Origin of the sequence: Acidithiobacillus sp. (genome assembly GCF_049965315.1) — a bacterium.
Classification (GTDB): domain Bacteria; phylum Pseudomonadota; class Gammaproteobacteria; order Acidithiobacillales; family Acidithiobacillaceae; genus Acidithiobacillus_B.
Window position 1 is genome coordinate 1 of record NZ_JBMFWL010000018.1, and the last position, 24177, is coordinate 24177.

Here is a 24177-nt window from a genome sequence, read left to right on the forward strand (position 1 = left end):
ATGCTCAGTTGAAACTGCCGACCTCAAAAGCAGCATGAGGAACGAATAAAGCCCTCCACAAAACTCGGGGGGATTCAGAACGCCTGCACCGTCCCATGATCCAGAAGCCGATCCCGATTCTTGGTGAAGACCGTCGGTACCCAGACCTCATCGTCCATGCCGAGGCCCACGAACCAACGGAAGAGCAGGTTGTAGTTCAACTGTTCGATCAGCTGTCGTTCCGATCGGATGCTGTAAAACACCTGCAGGAGCAGGGCACGCAGCAGAAACTCCGGGGGAATGGAGGGGCGACCAAAGGCGGAGTAGATCGTGCTGAAGTGGCCATCCAGCTCCGCCAAGGAGCGATCCACGATGACCCGGATAGCCCGCAGTGGATGGTCCTGGGGCACCCGTTGTTCGGGGGAGACATAACTGAACATCCCTTGGGTCTCTACCTTGGCTCCACGCATCGTTCGAACCTCTCCAGCCTCGTTCTGCCCATTATACCACCGACTTTTTCAGCATCCTCTTAAGTGAATAAGTAAATCGCTTTTGGCCGATAATAGCCCTTCCTACGCTATCTGTGAATGTCTGCTCCCGCTAAGGGTTGTCTGATGCCTGCCCACACGGCGACTGGTTCTGCAGGGCTCCTCGGGCAGGCGTCGGACAAGCCACGAAGGAGGAAACCGCGGGGGGAAACGTGACGTTCAGATGAGGCTACGGGCTATGGGGATTTGAAGCGTCCTATCCTGGCACGAAAGGCCGGCTTGGCACGGCTGTTGGCGGATTTTTTCTCCGGGGCAGGCAGGTTGTGGTCGGATATGCCAGATTTCTGCCGGTACACTACGATTCAACAGGCGAAAATCGTGCTGTTTTCTGGACGAGGCCCAAGGGTCTCTTATTGGCTCTGGCCAATATATCGCCGATGGGAAGTGGGGTAGGTATCGGTGTGCGCTGGCAATCATTGCGCACCTCCATGCCGGGGTGGCGCGCGGATGGAGGATGCACGCACCAGGGTCTAGATGATGATCATCGCGGCCCCGCAATCCGGGCAGACGAAGGTGGGCTGGGTGGTTGTTCCTACGGACGTGTCCTCGTTTTCTGGCGATGTATCGGGTGTCGCGTGCAAAAGCTTACGGACCAGCACCAGGTTTTTCTTGCGCCCGGCGTTGGCCAGCAGCCCATAGTGTCGTATGCGATGGAACCCGCTGGGTAAAACATGCATCAGAAACCGACGCATGAATTCGTCCGTACTGAGGGTCATGATTTTATGACGAGTACGACCTTTTGCCCGATAATCTTTCCAGCGGAAGGTTACCCCATGAGCGTCGAAGGCCACGAGGCGCCGGTTGGAAATCGCCACCCGATGCGTATAACGGGATAGATAGGCCAGAACCGCTGCAGGCCCGGCAAAGGGGCGCTTGGCGTAAACCACCCATTCGCAATTCCGTAACGGCGCGAGCCAGTCGGCAAAGGTGGCGGCATCGGCCAGCGCAGCATACTCCCCGAAAAATTGAAGCTGGCCGGCGTGGTGCGCCTGCCGGAGTGCTTCGAGAAATCGCCGTCGAAATAGGCGCGAGAGCACCCGCACGGGTAGGAAAAACCCCGGCTTGCAGGCGACCCAACGGGTGCCGTCGAGAGACAAACCGCCGCCAGGGCCGATGCCATGAACATGAGGGTGGTGCGTCAGCGCCGACCCCCAAGTATGGAGGACCAGGGTGGCCCCGATGCGGGCACCCAGATGCTGGGGATCGGCCACAATGGTTTCCAGTGTTTCGGCAGCGACGTTAAACAGCAGGCGATAAATCACCGCCTTGTTGGAATAAGCGATCGCGCTGATGGGTGCTGGCAGCGTGAACACCACATGATAATAATCCACTGGCAACAGCTCGCTTTGCCGTGCCTCCAGCCAGCGTCGAGCCGCGCTGGCTTGGCATTTCGGGCAATGCCGGTTGCGGCAAGAGTTATAAGAGATATCCGTATGCGCACACTCCGTACAGCGCAGCACATGCCCCCCCAGCGCTGCGCTGCGGCATTGCTCGATGGCGGACATGACCTTGAGCTGGCTGCGGCTCAAGTGCGTGCGCTGAGCCTGTCGCCAGGAAGGCCCATGGGCACGAAAAATATCCGCGACCTCTACGGCGGGCTGTTCCACGGAGATGGCCTACGTGGGGCGCAGACCCTCGATTGGACTGACCACTTCCCGCAGGATTTCCGTGGCCACATGGGCATAGAGCGCCGTCGTCTCCAGGCGCCGGTGCCCGAGCAGGACCTGAATGATCCGGATATCGACTTTCTCTTCCAACAGATGGGTGGCGAAACTATGGCGCAGCGTATGCATCGAAACCCGTTTGTTTATCTTTGCCGCAGTCGCAGCAAAGTGTATGGCGCGGTTGATTTGTCGAGGACTGAGCGGATGAATTGGGTCGCGTCCTGGGAACAGCCAACCACCACGGAGCATCTTCCCTTGTGCGTGGGCTGCCCACCACCAGGCGCGCAGACGCTCCAGCAGTATTGGCGAGAGCATGGCGTAGCGATCCTGTAGTCCTTTGCCCTGTTCGACCCGCAGAACCATGCGCTGGCTATCGACGTCTCCGATCTTTAAAGAGATCACCTCATGAGAGCGCAGTCCTGCACCATAGGCGACCGAAAAGACGGTTTGGTACTTCAAATTTGGGGCGGAGGCGATCAGCCGGGCCACTTCTTCACGACTCAATACCACAGGTAGCTTGCGCGGGACCGGCACGGATTGCATCTTTGACATACAGTCAGCACGATCAAGCGTGACTTCAAAGAAAAACTTCAGCCCGGTGATCGTAGCGTTGAGGGTGATCGACGAAACGCCGTGATTGGCGAGGTATAACTGGAAAGAGCGGAGGTCTTCCGCTGCCGCCGTGTCCGGTGATCGCCCCAGATAGCCTGTGAATTTCCGCACGGCTCGGATATAGGCTGTTTGTGTCTTGGGGGCTAGTTTGCGCATCCGCATATCATCGATCATACGTTGACGTAGGGGAGTAATGCCTCGGTTCGAAGGGGTCATGACGCTGCTCCTATCCTGAAAGCAGGAGAATTGCCTGATCTTTCAACATAGGAAATGGAAGGCACTTTGTCACAATGGCCCACAAAATCAGAACGAAGCCACCCTACCGCGCCAGCGGTTTAGTCCTCCGCTGCAATGCTGACGCTCAGGAGGCGATGATATCGCCATAAAGCGCGGATGCGTCTTTACCCTTTCGGCCACCCTTGCCGAAGTGGTACTATCTGTTTTCCTCACCGTACGCAAGGCCGATTTTGTCGCGCACGAAGTAGGGATACCGCTTTTCATCCGGTGTCGTATCGTTCGCCACCCACTTATAGACATATAGGATGACCTATTTGATGGAACAGGAAGGCGTACGCAAATTCATCCTGGACTGGGAGCGTGGATCGGCACCGGCGCCGCAGGCCATTGAGCAACTCGTTGATTGGCGCGATATCCTCCATGGCCGTGGCCTGGTGGGCGCCGATCCTGCCCGTTACGGCGGTATCGGCTTTGGCAATCTGAGTCGCCGCACGGCCACGGGCTTTCTCATCACCGGCAGCCAGACCGGGGCACTGCTCCGCCTGGAGGCGGCGCATTTCTGCCTCGTGCGCGGCTGGGACATCCCCCGCAACCGTCTCCAGGCCACAGGGCCCATCGCCCCGTCCTCCGAAGCCCTTACCCACGCCGCCTGCTATGCCGCCAACCCGGCCATTCACTGGGTTTTCCATATCCACAGCCCGGAGCTTTGGCATGCTGCCCCAAGCCTGGGCCTGGCCAGCACCGATCCCGCCATCGCCTATGGTACGCCGGCCATGGCTGAAGCATTGACCGCCTTGGCCGACCATCTGCCGCTCCCTTGCCTGATCCACATGGGCGGTCACGAAGACGGCCTCATTGCCGCAGGGCCGACTGCCGAGGGTACCGGCGCCATCCTGCTACAACGGCTGGCCCAGGTGCTGGCGTAAGCGCCGGTGCAGTAGCGCATGTCCAACATTGACGACAAATACCGGAATCTGGGTCTGAGCCGCGACGAGATCCGCCAAAGAATCGCCCAGGGCGCGGTCAATCGCTTCGGTTCCTTCACTACGCGCAGCAGCGCCGCCATTCTCCGCAACAACATACTGACCTTGTTCACCGTTGTGCTCGCACTCGCAGTGGCCGCTTTGCTGGTTGTCGGCGCCGATAAGGACGCGGCGTTTCTTGCCGGCGTGACGGTCGCCAACAGCCTCGCGGGGATGATCAGCGAGTTTCGTGCCAAACGCGCCCTTGACCGCTTGTCCATTCTCGCGCGGCGCAAGGTCACCGTCATACGCGCGGGGAAGGAAGAATCCCTCTGGCTGGACGAGGCGGTCAAGGACGATCTGCTCATCCTCCGGCCCGGTGATCCAGTCGTTGCCGACGGCCCCCTCGTCGCCGCGACGGGACTCTTTCTGGACGAATCCCTGCTCACCGGGGAATCCATCCCTGTCGCCAAAGAGGAGGGGGACCGGGTATTTTCGGGTACCTATGTGGCACAAGGGACTGGACGCTATCGAGCCGAGAGGATAGGCCCGGCGACCACTGCCAATGTGCTCGCCATCCAGGCCAAGGCCTACAAGATCTTCCGCACCCCGCTGGAGCAGGTGGTCGGGCGCATCATTCGCGCCTTGGTTTGGATCATGATGCTCTTCGTTTTCCTGCTCCTGCTGGCCAACGCCATACAGCACCCACCCATTGCTACAACCATTCTCGACATCGCCACGATGATCAAAGCCTTGGTGCCTGAGGGCTTGGTGCTGGTGACCACCGTAGCCTTCGCCGTCGGCGCGCTGCGCGCTGTTCCCCGTCATGTGCTCGTTCAGAAGCTGAACGCCATCGAATCGTTGAGTCAGGTGAACATCCTCTGTCTGGATAAAACCGGCACCCTGGGAACGAACCGTCTCCGCTTTGAAAGAATGGAAGTCGTAGCCGCGACGCCCGCCGAAGTGGCCCGCCTGCTGGGCGCCTTCGTGGGTGCCAGCGGCGCGGCAAACGAAACCCTGCGGGCACTCGCAGAGCGCTTTCCGGGCCTTCCGGGGCAAGCGCTGGAGGAAATTCCCTTTTCTTCCGCGAGCAAGTGGAGCGCCGTACGCCTGCGGGATGGAAATGCGGAAGTCTCCCTTTGGCTCGGCGCTCCGGAAAGCCTGGCACCGGGGCCCTTCCCTTCGACGCTGGACAAGAAACTCAGTGAATGGCGCCAAGCGGGCTTCCGCATCCTGGCCTTCGCCAGAAGCACCGCCCCACTCCCGCAACCGGAGAACTTGGAAACCCTCGCCTTCCTCATCCTGCGTGACGAGCTTCGGCCCGATGTGCAAGACGCTGTCGGCTTTTTCATTGCGCGCGGAATCGATCTGAAGGTCCTCTCCGGCGATCACCCCGAAACGGTAGCCGCCCTATCCCGCCAAGCCGGAATCCCGACAACCATCCCGCCCCTGACCGGGAAAGACCTGGAAGCCCTCCCGCCCGCGGCGTTTTCGGCGGCGGTGCGAAAAGGCCAGATCTTCGGCCGCCTGACACCACGACAGAAGCAACAGATTATCCAATCCCTGCAGGAAACCGGGGCCTGCGTCGGAATGGTCGGAGACGGGATGAACGATGTTCTCGCCCTCAAACAGGCGGATATCGGCATCGCCATGAAATCCGGGGCGGCGGCGGCGCGGGATGTCGCCGACATCGTCCTGCTCAGGGATTCATTTGCGCACCTGCCATCCCTCGCCCGCGAAGGGGATCGCGTCATTTACAACGTCAAACGGGTGGCCAAACTCGTCCTGACAAAAAACGTCTACTGCCTTTTCTTCGTGCTGTTTTCCGGTTTCGTCGGCCTGACCTTTCCTCTCAGCCCCCGCTTCATCACCTGGATCGACGTCCTCACCATCGGCACGCCGGCATTCTTGTTGACCCTCATGAGCGCTCCGGTGCCAAAACAGAGCAGCGCGGATTTTTTGCGGGAAACCCTGGGCTTCGCCGCCATCAGCGGACTGACCATCGCCCTGGTCTCCCTGGCGGTTTATGCGAACTTTTCCCTGTGGCAAGACCGCACGGAAGACTATGGCAAGACGGCTGCCTTATCCGCCATCGTGCTGATGGGCCTCTATGCCGTCTACCGGGTGACCGCGCCGGAGCGATCACCCGGCGCCGTCTGGTGGCAAAATGCGCTGGTCTGGGCCATCCTGGCCCTGGGTGCAAGCCTCAACATCCTTGCGATCTACTGGGCCCCGATCCGGGGCTTTCTCGGATTGGCGGCCCTCGATGCCGACTCCTGGCTGACCATCGTCATCGCCGCAGCCCTCGGCAGCACGGCCATGCATCTCCGGCTCAAGGATGGCCTCCGCAGCACAGCCATGGGAAAAAGCTGAAGCCATCCCGATAGGGGAGAGGCTATCGCCCCATTCAGAGATGATCCGCCCCGCTCTCCCCCGCTTCCAGCGCCTGCGCCACCGCCTCTTCCACCCGCTCTATCCAGATGAAGGTAAGCTGTTGCCGGGCATTCTCGGGGATCTCTTCGTAATCCCGGCGATTGCGCGCCGGCAAAAGGACCGTGTGAATACCGGCACGCAGGGCCGCCAGGACCTTTTCCTTGATGCCCCCGACGGGCAGGACCAGGCCGCGCAGGCTGATCTCTCCGGTCATGGCCACATCCGGCCGCACCTTGCGGCCCGTAAGCAGGGATATCAACGCCACAAAAAGCGTCACACCCGCGCTGGGTCCATCCTTGGGGATGGCACCGGCGGGAATGTGGATATGAATATCGCTCTTGTCGATGCTCTCCTGGGCAATCCGCCAGTCCGCCGCCCGCGCCTTGACCAGGCTCATGGCCGCCTGGGCGCTCTCCTTCATGACATCGCCCAACTGGCCGGTCAGGATGAGGCGGCCGTTACCGGGGCTCTTGCTGGCCTCGATGAAGAGGATATCCCCGCCCACCGGCGTCCAGGCCAGCCCGGTGGCCACGCCGGGCAGCGCCACCCGCGAGGCGACTTCGTTTTCAAAGCGCTGGGGGCCGAGGATGGCGGCCAGGTCATCGGGGCGGATCTGCATCCCGCTGCTGCTGCCCTCGGCAATGCGCACCGCCACCCAGCGGCAGACTGCCCCCAATTCGCGCTCCAGGTTGCGGCAGCCCGCCTCGCGGGTGTAGCCGCGGATGAGGGCCAGCAGCGTATCCTCTTCCAGGACCAGTTGCTCCGCCGTCAGGCCCGCCGCCTCCCGCTGCCGGGGCAGGAGGTAGCGACTGGCGATATGCATCTTGTCCTCCTCCGTATAGCCCGAGAGCGCGATGATCTCCATGCGGTCCCGCAGAGGACCGGGGATGGTATCCAGGACATTGGCCGTGGCGATGAAGAAGACATGGCTGAGGTCAAAGGGCATGGCCAGATAGGTATCGCGAAAGGTGCGATTCTGCTCGGGGTCCAGTACCTCCAGCAGGGCGGCGGCGGGATCGCCGTGGAAACCGCCGGCGCCGAGCTTGTCGATCTCGTCCAGGAGCATCACCGGATTGCGCACCTCCACCTTGCCCAGGGCCTGGAGGATATTGCCGGGCAGGGCGCCGATATAGGTACGCCGATGGCCGCGGATCTCCGCCTCGTCATGCACACCGCCCAGGCTCACGCGCACAAACTTGCGCCCCATGGCGCGGGCGATGCTCTGGCCCAGGGAGGTCTTGCCCACCCCCGGCGGTCCCACAAAGCAGAGGATGGGGCTCTTGCCGTTGGGATTGAGGCGATGCACCGCCAGATGCTCCAGAATGCGCCGCTTGATCTTGTCGAGATCGTAGTGGTCCTCGTCGAGAATGCCCCGCGCTTCGCCGATGTCGATGCGCTCCGCTGTCTCCTTGCTCCAGGGGAGAGCCAGGATGGCATCGATATAACTGCGCACCATGCCATACTCGCCGGCCCCTTCGGGCATCCGTTGCAGGCGGCGCAATTCCTTGCGGGCCACCGCCTCCGCCTCGGCGGGCAAGTGCGCCTCGTCGATGGCATGGCCCAGGGCCTCCAGTTCGCCGTTGCCCTCCTCCCCCTCCCCCAGTTCCTGCTGGATGGCCTTGAGCTGCTCGCGCAGGAGATATTCACGCTGGCGGCGATCCATGACCTCCTTGGTCTGCTCGCCGATCTTGTGGGAGAGCTTCAGAACCTCGATGCGATAGCTCAAAAACTGTGAGACCTGCTCCAGACGGCTGCGCACGTCGAGATTTTCCAGGATCTGCTGGCGTTCATCGGCCTTGAGATCCAGAAAGTTGGCAATCAGATCCGCCAGAGCCCCGGGCTGCTCCACGTGGGCGATGGCCTGGGCCAGTTCCTGAGGGACCTGCGGCAGGAGGGCAAGGGCTTCGGCGGCCTGCTGACGCAGGTGCAGGACGCGGGCATCCATTTCCGACCCGGTGGCAGTGCTTTCCTCCAGACGCTCGATGCGGGCCGCCAGAAAGGGATAATCCGGCAAAAATTCGCGCACCCGAAAGCGGCCCTCTCCCTGGGCAATGAGGTGATGGCCGCCATCTGCCGTGGTCACATAACGCAGGACACTGGCCACCGTACCCACCGGGTAAAGATCATCAGGACCCGGAGCATCGTTTTCGGGATCCTTTTGCAGAAGCAAGGCAATGGGACGCTCCTGGCGGATGGCCTCCTGGGCCGCCGCCACCGACTGCGCGCGGCCAATACCGATGGGCAGAACCACCCCCGGGAAGAGGACAAGATTGCGCATGGGCAGCACCGGCAGGACATCTTCCGGCAATAGCCGCTTGCTGCTTTCGCTCACCTCCGTGTGTGGATTGTTCATTTCCTACCCCTCTGCTGGAGAAAGGACAAATGGAGACAGCCGTCGCGCATCTCCCAGCCCTGCAAGGTCAAGTCATCGGGAATCTGCAGGCGCCGGTCGAAAACGCCGTAGGGGATCTCCAGACGATGGATACGCCCGCTTTGCGCCTCCGGGGACAGGCGCCGCTGGCCGCTGACCATCAGGACGTTGCCGCTGAAGACCACCCGCACCGCCTCCGGGCTGACGCCGGGCAAGGCCACGACAATCTGCAGCCCCCCGCTGCTTTCAAAGACATCCATGGGCGGCTGCCAAGCCGCCTGGCGCCCCGACGGGCCCGGCTGAAAGAAACGCCGCTGCAGGCGTTCCGCACGCTCCAGCATATCCACGGCCTGCATCCACATGAGGTCTTCCAGATCGCGCATCCCTGACTCCTTATGAGGGTTTTTTGATATTATAGGTCATTTGTGCGGCTGCCATTGACGGGAGAAGGGGTACCGCCCCGTTCCTCCACGAAAAAAACGAGCCCGTCACGGGACGGGCATCGGCGGCCATGCACATCACGACGGGGCGTTTACCATGTGAGGACGCGCCCAGCGGCGCCCAGGGAGGGCAATGCCGCGCTGGGAGTGAGGAGCGGAATCGGCTTGTCCAGATCATCGGCCGTCATGCCGTTGAGCTCCAGGGACTGCAGGCAACCGATGAAGCGCACGCCGTTATCTTCGGCCAATTTCATGAAGTCGGCCACGCTCTTGCCCCCGGCCATGGGAAAGATGGATGCGGCCTTACCCTTGCCCAGCAACTCCGTAGCGGGGCCGGTGAAGTACAGGATGACATCCTGCTCGGCGGCGGCTGCCGCGGCGGCGAGGAAAAAGGCCGAAGGTAAACGCTTGGGGTTTTCCGGCCCGGTAATGAGGACGACAACGAGGTCTGCAGCTTGTGCGTCGGACACGCAACACCTCCTGGCAATGGGGAAGCGGGCGCCATGACCGGCACCGCTTGCCCTGATCGTAAACAAAATAACCGGGCAATTCCAGGCCAGCCCCTAGCGCCGTGGCGGGGTTCCCTTGCGCCGGCCCAGATCGGCCAAGGCGTCGGGATGGGCATACCAGAGCAGCTTTGCGGCGAGATCGTCTTCCGCAATCAGGCGCATGGCCACCACGCTGGCCTTCTTGATGGGTAGAACCGCGCCCGTCAGGCGCCCCGCCCACAGGCCGAGGTGCGGCTGGTGGCCGACGAGAATCAGGGTGTCCGGCCGCCGCGCCAGGGAGCGCCAGTCGGCATGGAGGGCGTCGAGATCACCGGCGGGGATGGCATCATGTTCCCGGTCAATGACCATCTCCAGGGCATGGGCCACCCGCTCGGCCGTTTGCCGGGCGCGGGGCAAGGGGCTTGTCCACAGAAGGATCCGGCCCTCTACGCAGCGGGCGAGGCCCTGGGCCATGGCCGCTGCGACCTTGCGGCCATGAGCGGTCAGTTCCCGATCCTCGTCCGCGCCTCCAGGCGGGGCATCTTCGGCTTCAGCGTGGCGTACGAGAATCAGGTCCATTCGTTCCCCCCTCCTGCCCAAACCAGCTTCTCCGCAGGGTGGCGGGCATGACCCTGGCCAGGATGGCCACGATGGCGATGCCGATGAGGGCCGTCATCCAGGCATCGATGCGCATTTTATTATCCAGCGGACCGGCACGGAGAAAAATCTCCAGGCCGGACAATGCCGCGCCGCTGAGGATGGCCAACGGCCGCCAACCGTAGGGCGTCAGGGTCGGCCAGAGCCGCGCAATGGCGCCCAGGGCCAGCGCCGTCCACAGGGCATATTCGCCGGCACGCAGCCAGATGGTCTGGGCATCGATGGCTATCCGGCCGTTGGCGATCCAGATGGCGACATAGAGAATCAGGGCGGCAACGGCCCAGCGCCACCAGGAGGACTTTGCGCTCATGGCTTAATGCCTGTGGCCCTTGGCAGCATCATCATAGGGATTCTCGCCCTGCCGAAAGATCAGTCGTACGGGAATCTGGTCAATGCCCAAGGCCTTGCGGAAGGCCCCTTCCAGATAGCGCTTGTAGGAACCCGGCAGGCGCGTCACCTGGTTGCCATGGAAAACCAGGGTGATGGGATTCTCCCCGCCCTGATGGCAATAGCGCAGCTTGATGCGCCGCCCGCCCGCCAGGGGCGGCTGATGGGTGCTGATGACACCCTCCAGCACGCGATTGAGTTGGCCCGTGGAAAAATGCTGCCGCGCCGACGCCCACAGTTTGTCGATGCTGCGGTAGAGATCCCCGACGCCTGTCCCATGGAGGGCGGAAATGGTATAAACCGGCGCATAGGCAATGAAATCCAGGCGCCGCTGCAACTGCTCGCGCAGGGCCTTGCGCGCCTCCGCCGTCAGGCCGTCCCATTTGTTGACCACCAGCACCACCGGACGGCCGAGTTCCACAGCAATCCCCACCAGGTGGGCGTCCTGATCCGCGATCCCCTGATGGGCGTCCAGGACGAGGAGCACCACGTCGGCATCGCGCAGGGCTTCCAGGGTCTTGAGCACGCTCAGTTTTTCCAGCCCCTCGCCAACGCGGGCGCGGCGCCGCACCCCCGCCGTATCGATCATCACATAGGGTTTGCCATGGCGTTCGTAGGGGATGCGGATGCTGTCGCGGGTCGTGCCGGGGGCGTCGAAGACAATGACCCGATCCTCGCCCAGCATCGCGTTGACGAGGGTGGACTTGCCCACGTTGGGCCGCCCCAGCACGGCGATGCGCGGCCCTTTTTCGGGGGCCTTTGCCACACTTTCCGGTGCCGGAAGCGCTTCGAGAATGGCATCCATCAAGGGCGCCACGCCGTGCCCATGGGCCGCGGAAATGGTGTAGGGCTGGCCCAGGCCCAGGCGGTGGAACTCCCCCATCTCGGCCACGGCGCCCTTGACATCCATCTTGTTGAGCACCAGATAAATGGGCTTGCCGCTGCGGCGCAAGACCTGGGCGATCTCCTCGTCCTGACTGGAGATGCCCTCCTTGGCGTCCACCACGAAACAGACCGCGTCGGACTCGGCAATGGCCTGGCGCGTCTGATCGGCCATGGCGGCGATCAGACCTTCCCGCTGCTCGGGCTCGAAGCCGCCCGTATCCACCACCAGATAGGGACGATCCCCCATCTTGCCAACGCCATAGTGGCGATCCCGGGTAAGGCCCGGCATATCGGCCACCAGGGCGTTGCGGCTCTTCGTCAGACGATTGAACAGGGTCGATTTGCCGACGTTGGGCCGCCCCACCAGGGCAATGATCGCCGTCATGAGGTCATCACCATCATCGTTTCTCCAGCTTGACGCGGTAGAGCGTTCCGGCACCGCTCATGAGCAGGATCTGGTGATCGGGCAGGCAGACGGGCGTGCTCTGGATACCGCTGCTGGAGACTTGTTCCTGACCGATGCGATGGCCCCCTTTGGGGTCGATGGCATAGAGATAACCGCCGCTGTCCGTAGCGAGCAAGTCTCCGTCGCAGGCGCCCAGCCCGGTGATGTAATGCCCGGTGAGGCTGTCGTTCCGCCACAGCACCGTCCCGGAGGCGGGATCGATGGCCGAAATCCGCCCCTGGGCGTCCGCCACGAAGAGGTGGTCATGGAAGATCACCGGCGTCTGATAGATGGACATGGGCCGGCTCCAGTCCTGGGTCCCGGACCGGGCACCATAGGCGGCCAGGTTGCCCTGATAGGCACCGGCAATGATCTCGTTGTGCCAGTCGACGGGACTGGCGGCGACATCCACCATGCGCGCCAACTCATTGTCGCCATGGGCAATGGCCACCGGCGCCCGCCACAGCTCGGCACCCGAGGCGAGACTCACGGCCACCAGGTTGCCATCGGCAAAGCCTTCATAAACGACGCCATCCCGCACCAGGGGCGTGGCCAGGCCGCGCAGGGTCAAGGTCGGCTGGTTCATGGAAAAGGTCCACTGTACCTTGCCATCCTTCGGATCAAGGGACCACAATCTGCCGTCCACGGTCTGCACCAGCAGATGACCGGCCGTCACCGTGACGGGCGTCAGCACTTCGGAACTGAGCTGCACTTCCCACTTTTTATGGCCGTCAGCCTCGGTAAAGGCGTAGACCTTACCGGCATCGGTACCCACGTAAACGACACCATCGGCCACGCTGGGACCCCGCGGGCTATGCCCATCCAGACGCCGCATCCAGCGCTGGCGCCCACCCTCGCTGAGGTTCATGAGATGTCCGGAGCCATCGGCAAGCACGATCTGGCCATGGCCGACGGCAATCCGGGTCACCTGATAGGGCTCCAACTCCCAGTCGCCGTAAAGGCGCGCCTGCCACTGGGTCGAAAAGGAGACCTTATGCTCGCCTTTGGCCAGGGGCGGCGGCGCCTTGGGCGGCGTCGAGGTAAACCAGGAGAGCACGCCGCAACCGCTCAGCAGGGTCAGGGCGGAGGCCGTGGCAAGCCGCGCCAGCCATGCCTGCTTCACGGCACGACTCCAATATTGGCCATCTTCATCTGCAGATAGGCACGATAGGGGTCCGTCGCCGGGAGCTTCGCCAGGGCCTGGCCATAGGCCTGCATGGCCGGATCGGGCTGGTGCAGGGCGGCGTAGGCATCGCCCCTGGCCTCGGCATAGAGGGCGGCGAAGGGTGCCGACTGCACCTTGAGAATATCTAGCGCCTGCTGCGGCTGCCCTGCCTGCAAATAGACGCGCGCCAGGGAAAGCCGCGCCATGGCCGCCATTCCCACCGGGGCGTCATCGGCATGGATGACCGCTTGCAGTTGCGCCTCGGCCTTCGCCATCTGCCCGCCATCGCTATCCAGGCGGGCAAGGAAGAAGTGGGCGAAAAGGCCGTAGGGGGTATGCCCGTACTGATTGACCAGCGTTTCGGCGCTGGCGCGGGCAGGGCTCCATTGCTGGCCGGCCATGGCATCCAGAAGCTCGCTATAGAGCACCGCCGCACGTGCCACCTGATGACGCTGGTATTTCTCGTAGGCGAAAAACCCGGAGACCGCGAGGAGGACGATAATGAATGCCGCAATCAGCGGCTTGCGATAACGTTGCAGGAAATTGGCAATATCTGGGCCGGTCACGATAGGAGTCTTGGTCTGGCAGAATTGCCGCTAAGTATGGGGCCCCGGTGCGCGGAAATCAACGCCAAGCCCGCTGAGACCCCCGGGGAGGTCCGCCATGGGTCCTTGCCACTGGGCGTCGGCCCCCTGCTCCTTGAGCAAAACAGGGGCTCCACCGAGTTGCGCGTCGCCCAGCAGGGCCTGGAATCGGGCCCGCGAACGCTCTGCCTGCTTCATCATGGCCTTGAAGCCGGCGGGACCGCCGGTAACCACCCGCGCCCCCCGCCCACGCAAGCGCTCCGCAAGCTGCAAGGTGGCTGCCAGGGCCGCTTCCTCCAGGACCCCCAGGAAAAGGTCGGGCCGCTGCGGCAGAACCGGGCCCTGTTGCAAGGCCTGCAGGGCCAGCAGACGCTCCAGACCCACGGCAAAACCCATGGCCGGGGTAGGGCTCCCGCCCAACTGCTCCACCAGACCATCATAGCGCCCCCCGGCCAGGACGGTACCCTGGGCGCCAAGGGCGTCCGTCACCCATTCAAAGACGGTGCGGTTGTAATAATCCAGGCCCCGCACCAGGCGGGAGTCTTCCACATAGGGAATGCCCAGGGCGTCGAGGAGGTGGCGGAGCGTAGCGAAGTGGGCCGCGGACTCGGGATCGAGATGGTCACGCAAACGGGGCGCCCCGGCGGCGACGGCCTGACAGCCCGCCACCTTGCAATCCAGGACGCGCAGCGGGCTGCGCTCCAGGCGCTCCCGGCAATCGGCGCAGAGGGCCTCGTGCCGGGGCCGCAAATAGGCCAGCAAAACCTCGCGGTAGGCCTGCCGGGCCTCGGGGCTGCCCAGGGAATTGAGATGCAGGACCGCGGAAACGCCCGCCGTCTGCAGGATCCGTGACGACAGGGCGATGACCTCGGCATCGGTGCCGGGCCCGGCCAAACCGAAAGCCTCGACGCCCAACTGGTAAAACTGTCGGTAGCGCCCCTTTTGCGGGCGCTCGTGGCGAAACATGGGGCCCATGTAGTAGAGACGGGGGGTCTGGCCGCGCAGTCGCTGCTGTTCGATGACCGCGCGCACGCAGCCGGCGGTGCCCTCGGGGCGCAGGGTCAGGCTGTCGCCATTGCGGTCGGTGAAGGTATACATTTCCTTCTGGACGATATCGGTGACATCGCCGATGGCCCGGGCGAAGAGCGCCGTATGTTCAACAATGGGCAGACGCACCTCGCCGTAGTCATAGCGGGCAAGCAAGTCGCGCAGGGCCCCTTCGAGGACCTGCCAGGCGGCCGTATCCTCGGGAAAGAGATCATTCATGCCGCGCACGGCATGCAAGGCCATCCTGCTCATCCGGCCCTTACCCGAAAAACGGCAGTCGGCGAGGATGGTTTGCCGCGCGTTCGATCCTCCGTGGCATCCCTAACCCTCGCCGCGGGCGGCACGGCGAGCAGCCACTTCGGCGCGCACCCGCTTTTCGAGGATGTCCACGATGTCCTGGTTTTCGACCCGGTCCACCTGCTGCCCCCGGTAATACAGGATGCTGCGCTTGTCCCCGCCGGCCAGGCCGATATCGGCCTCCTTGGCCTCACCGATCCCGTTGACCACACAGCCGATCACCGAGATGTCCATGGGTTCGAGGATATCCTCCAGGCGCGCCTCCAGGGCGTTGACGGTGCTGATCACATCAAACTCCTGGCGCGAGCAGGACGGGCAGGCGATGAGGTTGATGCCCTTTTGCCGCAGATGCAGGCTCTTGAGGATGTCGAAGCCCACCTTGATCTCCTCCACCGGGTCCGCCGCCAGGGAGACACGGATGGTGTCGCCGATCCCCGCCATCAACAGGATGCCCAGGCCGATGGCCGACTTCACGGTACCCGAGCGCAGGCCCCCCGCTTCGGTGATCCCCAGATGCAGGGGGTAATCCACCTGCTGGGAAAGAAGGCGATAGGCGTCCACGGCGAGGAAGACATCCGAGGCCTTGACGCTGATCTTGACGTCATGGAAGTTCAGCTCGTCGAGGATGGCCACGTGGCGCAGGGCCGATTCCACCAAGGCTTCGGCGGTGGGCTCGCCGTATTTCTCCTGAATGTCCTTCTCCAGGGAACCGGCATTGACGCCGATGCGAATGGGGATGCCCCGGTCCTTGGCCATCTGCACCACCAGACGGGTCTTGTCCATGGCCCCGATATTGCCGGGATTGATGCGCAGGCCGTCCACCCCATCGGCCATCACCTGCAGGGCAATGCGGTGATCGAAATGGATATCCGCCACCAATGGCGTCCGCACCTCGGCGCGAATGGCCTTGAAGGCCGCGGCGGCGTCCATGCTGGGCACCGACACGCGGACGATATCGGCGCCCACGGCTTCCAGACGCCGGATCTGGGCGACGGTCGCCGCCACATCACGGGTTTCGGTGTTGGTCATGCTCTGCACGCTGATGGGGGCATCACCGCCGATGGCCACCGTGCCGACGTGGATCTGCCGCGTCTTGCGGCGCTGGATGAGGGATTCATGGTGCATGGGAAACCTCGCTGGAAGCGGAAGCGGTGCTGGAAACGGAAGACGTGGCGCCGGAACCGGGAGTGGCCAGAGGCACCGCCGTCCGGGGAAGGCGCGCGGAGCGAGCCGGGGCGGTGCCCGCGGCGCCTGCCGCCGGTGCCACACCAATGCGCAGGCGCGCCACGCCCTGCTGGGAATGGGCCGGAAGCGCAACGGCCGCCCCACGATAGGTGATGACCACCCCCTTCACGTTGCCCACCAGGACCTGGTAAGGCGGTATGCCGCCGCTCACCTGGGCCTGGGCACCGGCACGACCCAGTTCGGCCAGCAGGACTTTGCCCGTGGCGTCCTTCACCTGCACCCAGCAGTTGCCGGAGAACCGGAACACCAGGTCGGCAGCAGCCGCAGCGGGTAGAGGCGGGGAGGAACCCGTACCGGCGACGACGGCAGCCGGGCTCGTCGCCGCGCTCACGGCGACCGCCGGAGCTGAGCGAATCATGGCGGGGGCAGGGATCTGGGCAGGAACGGCGGCCAGTCCCTCCCCGGCCACCGAGGCCGCCGGCGCCATGGATCTGACGGGCTCGGCGGGGCCACCGCGTCCTTCCCAGATCCACCAGACCAGCAACACCAGGATCAGCAGCGCCAGGAGGGAAACGCCGATGGTGCGCCAACTGTAATCCAGCATGGGCCCTTCGCTGTCCGGCAGCACGCGCTCCGTAGGACGCACCGCCACGCCACCACTGCTGGCATCATAACTGGCCAGGAGCGGCGCCGGATCCAGCCCCAGCAAGAGGGCATAATTCTTGAGGAAGCCGCGCGCAAAGGCAGCGCCGGGCAAGGCCTCATAGCGGCCCGCTTCCAGTGCCCGCACCTGGGCTTCGTTGATATGCAGGCGCTGCGCCACTTCCGCCACGGTCCAGCCGCGCGCCTCCCGCTCCTGACGGAGGGGTGAAGCGGAACCGATGCCTCCGCCGAGATCTTCGGCATTCATCTTACTGCCCTCCACCGCTAGCTTGCATGAGCAAGCGCTGCGCCGCCTTACCGGCGGCCGAATAAGGCGCCGCATCCACGCTGCGCTTCCAGAAAGCACGCGCTTCGCCGACCTGACCTTGCTGGGCGGCAATGCGCCCGGCCAGCACGAGGGCATCGGCATTGTTGGGCTGCTGGGCAAGCACCACCTGCAGGTGGGAGAAGGCGTCCGGCAGCTTGCCGTCCTGATATTCCATCTCGGCGAGCAACTGGAGGGCCGGGGCGTAATTGGGCACCAGCGCCAGGGCCTGGGTAATGGCCTGGCGCGCGGCCTGGGGCTGCTTCAAGCCCAGATAGGCCCGCGCCAGATTGGTCCAGGCAAACTGTGGAGTGCCATAGAGCGGATCGGCGGCGGCCTTCTGAAGAATACGGACGGCTTCGGAGTAATCGCCGTTGCCAATGAGAAACGCCCCGTAATTGTTGAGGATTTCCGGATTCTTGGGGTCCAGGGAGAGGGCCTGGCGAAAGGTGCGGCGGGCGAGTTCGGGTTGATTGAGCTGCTCATAGGCCAAACCCATGACATTGTAGGCCTGGGCATAGCCATTGTCGGCGGCGATGGCCACTTGCAACTCCCGCACCGCCTCGCGCGGGTGGCCGTTTTCCAGATAGGCGGTACCGAGGGAGGTATAAATATCGGCCTTATGCTGCGGGGTATTTTCCGCCGCCGGCTGACCGTCGCTCGCACACCCGCTCAGCAAGAGCAAAAAAACGGAGAGCGGCAAGAATCGCTTCAAGATTGCACCGCCAGGGGAAAGCTGCGGCGCCCGCTCTGCACCTGGCCGGCCAGTTGTCCGCAGGCGGCGGCGATATCATCGCCCCGGGGCCGCCGGGTCACCGTCATGATTCCTCCATGCATCAGGATCTCGCGGAAGGCATCGATGCGCGCCAGGGGCGTGCGGCGATACTCGCTGCCGGGGAAGGGATTGAAGGGAATGAGATTGACCATGGCGGGTATATTGCGCAGCAAACGCAGCAATTCCCGGGCATGGGCCAGTTCATCGTTCACCCCGTCGAGCATGACGTATTCGAAGGTGATCCGCCGCCGGGGCGGCAAGGGATAGCGGCGGCAGGCGGCCAGCAGTTCGGCCAGGGGATAATGGCGATTGACGGGCACCAGGACATCGCGGATCTCGTTGCGGCTGGCGTGGAAGCTGATGGCGAGATTGACCGGGCTGACGGACCCCAGCTTATCGATCCCCGGCACCACCCCGGCGGTACTCACCGTGATGCGCCGCGACCCGATCCCGTAGGCGAGGTCGTCCATGAGCAAATGGATGGCGGGCAGGACATGGCGCAAATTGAGCAGGGGTTCGCCCATGCCCATGAAGACCACGTTGGTAATGGCGTCAAGCCCCAGACAGCGACGGGCCACGCGGATCTGGGCGATGATTTCTGCCGTGTCGAGGTTGCGGCTTAGCCCCTGCGCCCCCGTGGCGCAAAAGCTGCACGCCAGGGAACAGCCCACCTGGGAGGAAATGCAGAGGGTGCCGCGCCCTTCCTCCGGAATGAAGACCGTTTCGATGGCGTTGCCGTCGTCCAGGCCCAAGAGCCATTTGCGCGTGCCGTCGGCGGCGATCTGATCGGCGATGATGGCGGGTTCTGCCACGCTGGTCTCGGCGGCGAGGCGCGCCTGGAGCTTTTTACCGATATTGCTCATGGCCGCAAAATCGGTTTCCTGCCGGGTGTGCAGCCATTGCAGAAGTTGGCCGGCGCGGAAGGAGGACTCTCCCCATTGACGCAAAAAACCCCCCAGGGCCTGGCGATCCAGGCCCAGCAGGTTAGGCCGTTGGGCTTCGGAGAGGGATTCTGCAGCCGACATGTTTAGCGCGTGTAAATCTCCCGTTGACCAAAAAAGTAACTGATCTCCCAGGCCGCCGTTTCGGCGCTGTCGGAGCCATGCACGGCATTGGCATCGATGCTGTCGGCAAAGTCGGCGCGGATGGTGCCGGGGGCGGCCTCCTTGGGGTTGGTGGCGCCCATGAGTTCACGATTCTTGGCAATGGCGCCCTCTCCTTCCAGAACCGCCACCAATACCGGGCCGCTGCTCATGAAGCTGCAAAGCTCGCCATAAAAGGGACGCGCCCGGTGCACGGCATAAAAGCGGCCTGCGTCTTCCCCGCTCAAGTGCATCATCCGCGCCGCCGCGACGGACAGGCCGGCCTTCTCGAATCGGGAGAGAATGGCGCCAACGGCATTTTTGGCGACGGCGTCGGGCTTGATGATGGAAAGGGTACGTTCGATTGCCATGATTTCCTCAATGGGGCCAAAAGTTGAAGTCGCGCTAGGCTAGCATTCACGATGGCTACTGGCAATCCACCCACCGCCCAGGAGGCGGTCACCACTATAGCAGACCGCCGCCTGGCCGGGGGTGACGGCGCGCTGGGGAAGCGGGAAATGCAGCGTGGCGCCACCGCCTTCGTCCAGACACAACCGCGCCTCCACCGCCGCGGCCCGATAGCGCAACTTCACCTCGATGGCAACGGCTTGGCCGATGGGCATGGAGCGCAGCCAGTTGCAGTTCTCCAGCCGCGTCCAGGAACGATACAGCGCCTCCTCACCTCCCACCACGACGCGATTGGCCGCCACGTCCAGGGCCACGACATAGCGCGGCTGCGCACTGCCCCCACCCAGGCCACGGCGCTGGCCCACGGTAAAATGAGCGGTTCCGGGGTGCGTACCCAGTACCTGGCCCCGGGTATCGACCATTTCCCCTTCGCGCTCCACGGCGCCGCCGGCATAATCCCGCAGGAAGGCGCGGTAATCGCCGTCGGGTACGAAGCAGATGTCCTGGGAGTCGTGCTTCTCCGCCACGGCCAGACCCCGCCGACGGGCGATTTCCCGCACCTGCCGCTTGTCCAGGTCACCGACGGGGAAGCGCAAGCGGGGGAGGGCGGCGGCGGCGATGGAGAAGAGAAAATAAGACTGGTCCTTGGCCTCGTCCCGTCCGCGCCGCAGCGCAACACCGTCGGCGGCGGCCTCGATCCGCGCATAGTGTCCGGAGGCGAGCAACGTTGCCCCCATGGCCCGGGCATCGGCGAGCAGGGCGTCGAACTTGAGAAACTGGTTGCACCGGGCGCAAGGGTTGGGCGTGCGCCCGGCCTGGTATTCGGCAACGAAGGCATCCACCACCAACTGGCGAAATGCCTCGCGATAGTCGAGGACCTGAAAGGGGATGTCCAGTTGCGCGCAGATCTGCGCGGCATCCTCGATGTCCTTTTCATCGCAGCAACGGCTCCGCGGCCAGAGCCGCAGCATGGCTGCCATCACCTCGTAGCCCTGTTCCTGGAGCAGCGCGGCGCTGACCGCCGAATCAACGCCTCCGGAAAGGGCCACCAGCACGCGTTCCCTAGGCATCACTCGTCATCCCGCTCCGGACCGGCAAAAGCGCTATTCCCGCTCGGCGAGCCATGCCATCTGAATCGCCTCCAGCGTTCGCTCGCTGGACTTTTCCGGATCGTCGGCGAATGCCGGCAGCTCGACGACCCAGCGATGCAGATCCGTGAAACGGATGTGGGCGACATCCACATCGGGATGGGCCTCATCCAGGGCCATGGCGATATCCAGGATGTCCGTCCAGCGCATCAGTGATGCTCCTTTTCCAGATTGATGGTGTATTTGGGGATCTCCACCAGCAGATCCTCCGCGCCCACCACCGCCTGACAACTGAGGCGCGAGGTGGGTTCGAGGCCCCAGGCCTTGTCGAGGAGATCCTCTTCCTTTTCCTCGGGGGGAATCAGGCTGTCGTAGCCCGCCCGCAACACCACATGACAGGTGGTGCAGGCGCAGGACATTTCGCAGGCATGCTCGATGTTGATCCCGTTGCGCAGGGCGGCGGCGATGATGGTTTCCCCGGGCTGGGCCTCGATTTCGGCCCCTGCCGGGCAGGTTTCCTGATGGGGCAGGAAGCGGATCTTGGTCATTCAGTCTCCCCAATCGTCTATGGAGCGGCCCGCCATGGCCCGCCGCACCGCGTTGTCCATGCGCCGTTGCACGAGGGGCTCGGCGGCATCCTCCACCGCCTTGGCCGCCGCCGCGATGGCGTCGGCATCGTCTCCCCGCAGGGCCAGCAGGAGTCTCGCCCGGGCGCTGTCCAGGGCCTGGCTTTCCGCGGCGTCGAGGAGGCCCGCGTCCACCGCCAGGACGGCATCCAGGGCCTCGCGTACCCGTTCTCCCTCCACCCGCGCCTCGGCGATGCGCCGCCGCGCCGCGTCGTCGGCCCCATGGGCGAAGGAGTCTTCCAGCATGCCCAGAATTTCGTCGTCGGAGAGTCCGTAGGAGGGGCGCACCGCCACCTCGGCGCGCACCCCGCTGCTTTCTTCCTGGGCGCTCACCGCCAGGAGGCCGTCGGCATCCACCTGGAAGGTCACGCGAATCCGCGCCGCCCCCGCAACCATGGGCGGAATGCCGCGCAGGCTGAAACGGGCGAGGGAGCGGCAGTCCTGCACCAGATCACGCTCCCCCTGGACGACATGGATGCTCATGGCCGTCTGGCCGTCCTTGAAGGTGGTGAATTCCTGGGCCTTGGCCACGGGAATGGGGGTATTGCGCGGGATGATCCGTTCCACCAGACCGCCCATGGTTTCCAGGCCCAGGGACAGGGGGATCACGTCCATGAGCAGGAGATCCTCGCGCTGATTGCCCACCAGCACGTCGGCCTGGATGGCGGCGCCCAGGGCCACCACCTCATCGGGGTCGATGTCGGCCAGGGGGACGCGCTGGAAAAAGGCCTCCACGCTTGCGCGCACCGCCGGTACCCGTGTCGCGCCACCCACCAGCACCACGCCGTCGAGTTCGCTCGGGGCGAGGCCGGCGTCGCGCAGGACCCGCCGGCAGGCGGGCAGGGTGCGCTGGATCACCGGTGCGACGAGGCTTTCCATCTGCGTGCGCAGCAAGGGCGCCTGCCATGGCCGTTGCGACGGGAGGGTCAGGCGAACCTGGACCTCCTCCGCCGTGCTCAGGGCCTCCTTGGCGCTGCGCGCCGCCTGCAAGACCTGCCGCCGCCAGAGGGGATCGGCGGCAGGGCCGCCGGCCTCGTCCATCAACCATTGGGCGATGGCATGGTCCATGTCATCGCCGCCCAGGGCGGAATCGCCGGCCGTGGCCAGGACTTCAAAAACGCCCTGGCGCAAGCGCAGGATGGAGACATCAAAGGTGCCGCCGCCAAGGTCATAAATGGCAAAAATCCCTTCGCTGCCCTTGTCGAGGCCATAGGCCACGGCGGCGGCGGTGGGCTCCGCCATCAGGCGCAATACCGGCAAGCCGGCCAGCCGGGCGGCGTCCTTGGTGGCTTGGCGCTGGGCGTCATCGAAATAGGCGGGCACGGTGATGACCGCCCCTTCGGGCTCTCCACCCAGGGCCTCCACCGCACGCGCCTTCAGCACGCGCAGGATCTCCGCCGAGACTTCCACCGGTGATTTCTCCCCGGCCACGGTGCGGATCCGCACCATCCCCCCTTCCGGACCGAGATCATAGGGAAGGTAGCCGGCCAGGGTCCGGACATCGTCCAGACCACGGCCCATGAGGCGCTTGACCGAGGCGATGGTATTGCGCGGGTCGAGGGCGGCGGCCAGGCGTGCCGCCTCGCCCACGATGACGCCGCCATCGCCCAGATAGCGGACGACGGAGGGGAGCAATGCCCGCCCCTGGTGGTCCGGAATCACCGTCGGCACCCCCGAGAGGACGCTGGCAACCAGCGAATGGGTGGTACCCAGGTCAATGCCGATGGCCAGGCGCCGCTCGTGGGGAGCCGCGCTCATGCCGGGTTCGGCGATTTGTAATAGTGCCATGCTGTTCTCGCGTCGCTGAGCTAGGGATGTAGAATGATCATTGGCAAGGCCCTTTGCCGGGCTCTCCAGCCGCAGCAGCCGAACTGCCGTTTTTTTGCTCCGCCCGGTTACCGATTCTGGAGTGTTTCTTCCGTGCTTTCCAGTTCCTGACGAAGTTTATGCAAAAACTGCAGTTCGCGCACGGCCGCCGCCGCCTGCTCCGGCTCCCGGCTGGGAAGGGAGGCCAAGAGGGCGTGCAAGCGTTCCACCACCGCGCTAGCCGCTTGCTCAACCTCCCCGCGCAGTGTTTCCAGGCCCGCCGGATCCGCCCGCTTCGCCAGGTCTTCCAGGCGCTCCCGGTATTCCATCTGCGCCATCAGGAGCCGCGTATCCGCCACCCGCGCCCCTTCGCCCATGGCCGTCACGCCCTGTCGTTGCAAGAGGTAGTCGGCCCGGCGCAAGGGGTCGCGCAACACGGCAAAGGCCTCGTTCAGGCGGGTGCTCCATTCCAGGGAGCGCAGGCGCGTGGCCGTATCGGCCGCGGCAAAACGATCCGGATGCAAACGCTTTTGCAGGGCGAAGACCCGCTCGCGCAGGAGGGCGGCATCCATGGCGAAAGTTTCCGGCAGACCCAGCACGGCGAAGAGCGACAACTCCGGGCGGAAGGGCTGCAGCGCCCCACAGGCAGGGCAGAGGGCCGGCGGCATGCCCAAGGCCGCGCCGCATTGCACACATCCGGCCGTCGTCAAGTGGTGAAGCTCTCGCCGCAACCGCAGGTGTTCTTGACATTGGGATTGTTGAAACGAAACCCCTGATTCAATCCTTCCCGCGTGAAATCCAGCTCCGTACCATCAAGATAGACCAGACTCTTGGGATCGACAAAGAGCTTGACGTCGTCAAAGGTAAAGGCCGTGTCCTCGGGGTTGGGGGTATCCACAAACTCCAGCACATAAGACAGGCCGGAACAGCCGCTGGTCTTGACGCCGATGCGGATACCCTGCCCCTTGCCCCGTTTGGCCAGGGTTTCGCGGACGTGGCGGGCGGCTTGCTCGGTCATGCTCAGGCCCATGGCAGATCC

24 protein-coding genes and 1 pseudogene are annotated in these 24177 nt (G+C 64.1%); 2 read left to right on the top strand and 23 right to left on the bottom strand.

The window, feature by feature from the left end; all coding sequences use genetic code 11:
* Window positions 1-83: 83 nt before the first annotated feature.
* From ACP5MM_RS06020 to ACP5MM_RS06030, 3 genes and pseudogenes are all read right to left on the bottom strand, one after another.
* Window positions 84-449: pseudogene (locus ACP5MM_RS06020) on the bottom strand (transposase); the annotation flags it as partial.
* 548 nt (window positions 450-997) lie between these two features.
* Window positions 998-2134 (bottom strand): IS91 family transposase, encoded by a 1137-nt coding sequence (locus ACP5MM_RS06025; protein WP_427934269.1) that lies wholly within the window; start codon window positions 2132-2134, stop codon window positions 998-1000.
* Between the two features lie 9 nt (window positions 2135-2143).
* Entirely contained in the window at window positions 2144-3019 is an 876-nt protein-coding gene (locus ACP5MM_RS06030) for a tyrosine-type recombinase/integrase (protein WP_427930673.1), read from the bottom strand.
* A 338-nt stretch (window positions 3020-3357) separates the two neighbouring features.
* Between ACP5MM_RS06030 and ACP5MM_RS06035 the strand changes: the two genes are divergently transcribed.
* On the top strand, window positions 3358-3966 hold the full coding sequence (locus tag ACP5MM_RS06035) for a class II aldolase/adducin family protein (RefSeq protein WP_427934270.1): 609 nt from the start codon (window positions 3358-3360) through the stop codon (window positions 3964-3966).
* An 18-nt stretch (window positions 3967-3984) separates the two neighbouring features.
* A complete protein-coding gene (locus tag ACP5MM_RS06040; RefSeq protein WP_427934271.1) occupies window positions 3985-6375 on the top strand; it encodes a cation-translocating P-type ATPase in 2391 nt (796 codons plus the stop codon).
* A gap of 34 nt (window positions 6376-6409) precedes the next feature.
* Here ACP5MM_RS06040 and lon read toward each other — a convergent pair whose 3' ends face one another.
* From lon to iscA, 20 genes are all read right to left on the bottom strand, one after another.
* Window positions 6410-8788 (bottom strand): endopeptidase La, encoded by a 2379-nt coding sequence (gene lon / locus ACP5MM_RS06045; protein ID WP_427930670.1) that lies wholly within the window; start codon window positions 8786-8788, stop codon window positions 6410-6412.
* Window positions 8785-9189 carry an Hsp20/alpha crystallin family protein gene (locus tag ACP5MM_RS06050; RefSeq protein WP_427930669.1) on the bottom strand — a complete coding sequence of 135 codons (405 nt, stop codon included), beginning with the start codon at window positions 9187-9189 and terminating at the stop codon, window positions 8785-8787. Before ACP5MM_RS06050 ends, lon begins: the two co-directional genes overlap by 4 nt.
* 149 nt (window positions 9190-9338) lie before the next feature.
* Window positions 9339-9716 carry a DsrE family protein gene (locus ACP5MM_RS06055; protein ID WP_427930668.1) on the bottom strand — a complete coding sequence of 126 codons (378 nt, stop codon included), beginning with the start codon at window positions 9714-9716 and terminating at the stop codon, window positions 9339-9341.
* Window positions 9717-9809: 93 nt separating this feature from the next.
* Window positions 9810-10313 (bottom strand): SixA phosphatase family protein, encoded by a 504-nt coding sequence (locus tag ACP5MM_RS06060; RefSeq protein WP_427930667.1) that lies wholly within the window; start codon window positions 10311-10313, stop codon window positions 9810-9812.
* The gene (locus tag ACP5MM_RS06065) at window positions 10285-10701 is read right to left on the bottom strand and encodes a hypothetical protein (RefSeq protein WP_427930666.1); all 417 of its coding nucleotides are present in this window, start codon (window positions 10699-10701) and stop codon (window positions 10285-10287) included. The genes ACP5MM_RS06060 and ACP5MM_RS06065 overlap by 29 nt, the downstream gene beginning before the upstream one ends.
* A 3-nt stretch (window positions 10702-10704) precedes the next feature.
* A complete protein-coding gene (gene der / locus ACP5MM_RS06070) occupies window positions 10705-12048 on the bottom strand; it encodes a ribosome biogenesis GTPase Der (RefSeq protein WP_427930665.1) in 1344 nt (447 codons plus the stop codon).
* A 13-nt stretch (window positions 12049-12061) separates the two neighbouring features.
* Window positions 12062-13231 (bottom strand): outer membrane protein assembly factor BamB, encoded by a 1170-nt coding sequence (gene bamB / locus ACP5MM_RS06075; protein ID WP_427930664.1) that lies wholly within the window; start codon window positions 13229-13231, stop codon window positions 12062-12064.
* Window positions 13228-13839: a YfgM family protein gene (locus ACP5MM_RS06080; protein WP_427930663.1), complete on the bottom strand. Its 612-nt coding sequence runs from the start codon at window positions 13837-13839 to the stop codon at window positions 13228-13230. Before ACP5MM_RS06080 ends, bamB begins: the two co-directional genes overlap by 4 nt.
* A gap of 30 nt (window positions 13840-13869) precedes the next feature.
* Complete coding sequence (gene hisS, locus ACP5MM_RS06085) at window positions 13870-15147, bottom strand: histidine--tRNA ligase (protein ID WP_427934272.1); 1278 nt, start codon at window positions 15145-15147, stop codon at window positions 13870-13872.
* A 78-nt stretch (window positions 15148-15225) separates the two neighbouring features.
* On the bottom strand, window positions 15226-16326 hold the full coding sequence (ispG, locus tag ACP5MM_RS06090; protein WP_427930661.1) for a flavodoxin-dependent (E)-4-hydroxy-3-methylbut-2-enyl-diphosphate synthase: 1101 nt from the start codon (window positions 16324-16326) through the stop codon (window positions 15226-15228).
* Complete coding sequence (locus tag ACP5MM_RS06095) at window positions 16316-17296, bottom strand: helix-turn-helix domain-containing protein (protein ID WP_427930660.1); 981 nt, start codon at window positions 17294-17296, stop codon at window positions 16316-16318. Before ACP5MM_RS06095 ends, ispG begins: the two co-directional genes overlap by 11 nt.
* A 1-nt stretch (window position 17297) precedes the next feature.
* Entirely contained in the window at window positions 17298-18068 is a 771-nt protein-coding gene (pilW, locus tag ACP5MM_RS06100) for a type IV pilus biogenesis/stability protein PilW (protein WP_427930659.1), read from the bottom strand.
* The gene (rlmN, locus tag ACP5MM_RS06105; RefSeq protein ID WP_427934273.1) at window positions 18065-19153 is read right to left on the bottom strand and encodes a 23S rRNA (adenine(2503)-C(2))-methyltransferase RlmN; all 1089 of its coding nucleotides are present in this window, start codon (window positions 19151-19153) and stop codon (window positions 18065-18067) included. The genes pilW and rlmN overlap by 4 nt, the downstream gene beginning before the upstream one ends.
* A gap of 2 nt (window positions 19154-19155) precedes the next feature.
* Window positions 19156-19581, bottom strand: a complete 426-nt coding sequence (ndk, locus tag ACP5MM_RS06110) for a nucleoside-diphosphate kinase (protein WP_427930657.1) — start codon at window positions 19579-19581, stop codon at window positions 19156-19158.
* Between the two features lie 39 nt (window positions 19582-19620).
* Window positions 19621-20688 (bottom strand): tRNA 2-thiouridine(34) synthase MnmA, encoded by a 1068-nt coding sequence (mnmA, locus tag ACP5MM_RS06115; protein ID WP_427930656.1) that lies wholly within the window; start codon window positions 20686-20688, stop codon window positions 19621-19623.
* 33 nt (window positions 20689-20721) lie between these two features.
* Entirely contained in the window at window positions 20722-20916 is a 195-nt protein-coding gene (gene iscX, locus ACP5MM_RS06120) for a Fe-S cluster assembly protein IscX (protein WP_427930655.1), read from the bottom strand.
* Window positions 20916-21254, bottom strand: coding sequence for an ISC system 2Fe-2S type ferredoxin (fdx, locus tag ACP5MM_RS06125; RefSeq protein ID WP_427934274.1), 339 nt, complete (start codon window positions 21252-21254; stop codon window positions 20916-20918). Before fdx ends, iscX begins: the two co-directional genes overlap by 1 nt.
* Window positions 21255-23120, bottom strand: a complete 1866-nt coding sequence (gene hscA, locus ACP5MM_RS06130) for a Fe-S protein assembly chaperone HscA (protein ID WP_427934275.1) — start codon at window positions 23118-23120, stop codon at window positions 21255-21257.
* A 107-nt stretch (window positions 23121-23227) separates the two neighbouring features.
* Entirely contained in the window at window positions 23228-23848 is a 621-nt protein-coding gene (gene hscB / locus ACP5MM_RS06135) for a Fe-S protein assembly co-chaperone HscB (RefSeq protein WP_427930652.1), read from the bottom strand.
* Window positions 23845-24168: an iron-sulfur cluster assembly protein IscA gene (gene iscA / locus ACP5MM_RS06140; protein WP_427930651.1), complete on the bottom strand. Its 324-nt coding sequence runs from the start codon at window positions 24166-24168 to the stop codon at window positions 23845-23847. The genes hscB and iscA overlap by 4 nt, the downstream gene beginning before the upstream one ends.
* Window positions 24169-24177 lie beyond the last annotated feature (9 nt).

Coding starts and splice junctions, on each gene's coding strand:
- iscX (WP_427930655.1), bottom strand. CDS start 20,916: ATGCGCTGGACGGACATCCTGGATATCGCCATGGCCCTGGATGAGGCC.
- lon (WP_427930670.1), bottom strand. CDS start 8,788: ATGAACAATCCACACACGGAGGTGAGCGAAAGCAGCAAGCGGCTATTG.
- ACP5MM_RS06060 (WP_427930667.1), bottom strand. CDS start 10,313: ATGGACCTGATTCTCGTACGCCACGCTGAAGCCGAAGATGCCCCGCCT.
- ACP5MM_RS06065 (WP_427930666.1), bottom strand. CDS start 10,701: ATGAGCGCAAAGTCCTCCTGGTGGCGCTGGGCCGTTGCCGCCCTGATT.
- mnmA (WP_427930656.1), bottom strand. CDS start 20,688: ATGCCTAGGGAACGCGTGCTGGTGGCCCTTTCCGGAGGCGTTGATTCG.
- der (WP_427930665.1), bottom strand. CDS start 12,048: ATGACGGCGATCATTGCCCTGGTGGGGCGGCCCAACGTCGGCAAATCG.
- ACP5MM_RS06095 (WP_427930660.1), bottom strand. CDS start 17,296: ATGAATGCCGAAGATCTCGGCGGAGGCATCGGTTCCGCTTCACCCCTC.
- ACP5MM_RS06030 (WP_427930673.1), bottom strand. CDS start 3,019: ATGACCCCTTCGAACCGAGGCATTACTCCCCTACGTCAACGTATGATC.
- hscA (WP_427934275.1), bottom strand. CDS start 23,120: ATGGCACTATTACAAATCGCCGAACCCGGCATGAGCGCGGCTCCCCAC.
- fdx (WP_427934274.1), bottom strand. CDS start 21,254: ATGACCAAGATCCGCTTCCTGCCCCATCAGGAAACCTGCCCGGCAGGG.
- rlmN (WP_427934273.1), bottom strand. CDS start 19,153: ATGTCGGCTGCAGAATCCCTCTCCGAAGCCCAACGGCCTAACCTGCTG.
- ispG (WP_427930661.1), bottom strand. CDS start 16,326: ATGCACCATGAATCCCTCATCCAGCGCCGCAAGACGCGGCAGATCCAC.
- ndk (WP_427930657.1), bottom strand. CDS start 19,581: ATGGCAATCGAACGTACCCTTTCCATCATCAAGCCCGACGCCGTCGCC.
- ACP5MM_RS06040 (WP_427934271.1), top strand. CDS start 3,985: ATGTCCAACATTGACGACAAATACCGGAATCTGGGTCTGAGCCGCGAC.
- ACP5MM_RS06050 (WP_427930669.1), bottom strand. CDS start 9,189: ATGCGCGATCTGGAAGACCTCATGTGGATGCAGGCCGTGGATATGCTG.
- iscA (WP_427930651.1), bottom strand. CDS start 24,168: ATGGGCCTGAGCATGACCGAGCAAGCCGCCCGCCACGTCCGCGAAACC.
- ACP5MM_RS06035 (WP_427934270.1), top strand. CDS start 3,358: ATGGAACAGGAAGGCGTACGCAAATTCATCCTGGACTGGGAGCGTGGA.
- hisS (WP_427934272.1), bottom strand. CDS start 15,147: ATGGCCTTGCATGCCGTGCGCGGCATGAATGATCTCTTTCCCGAGGAT.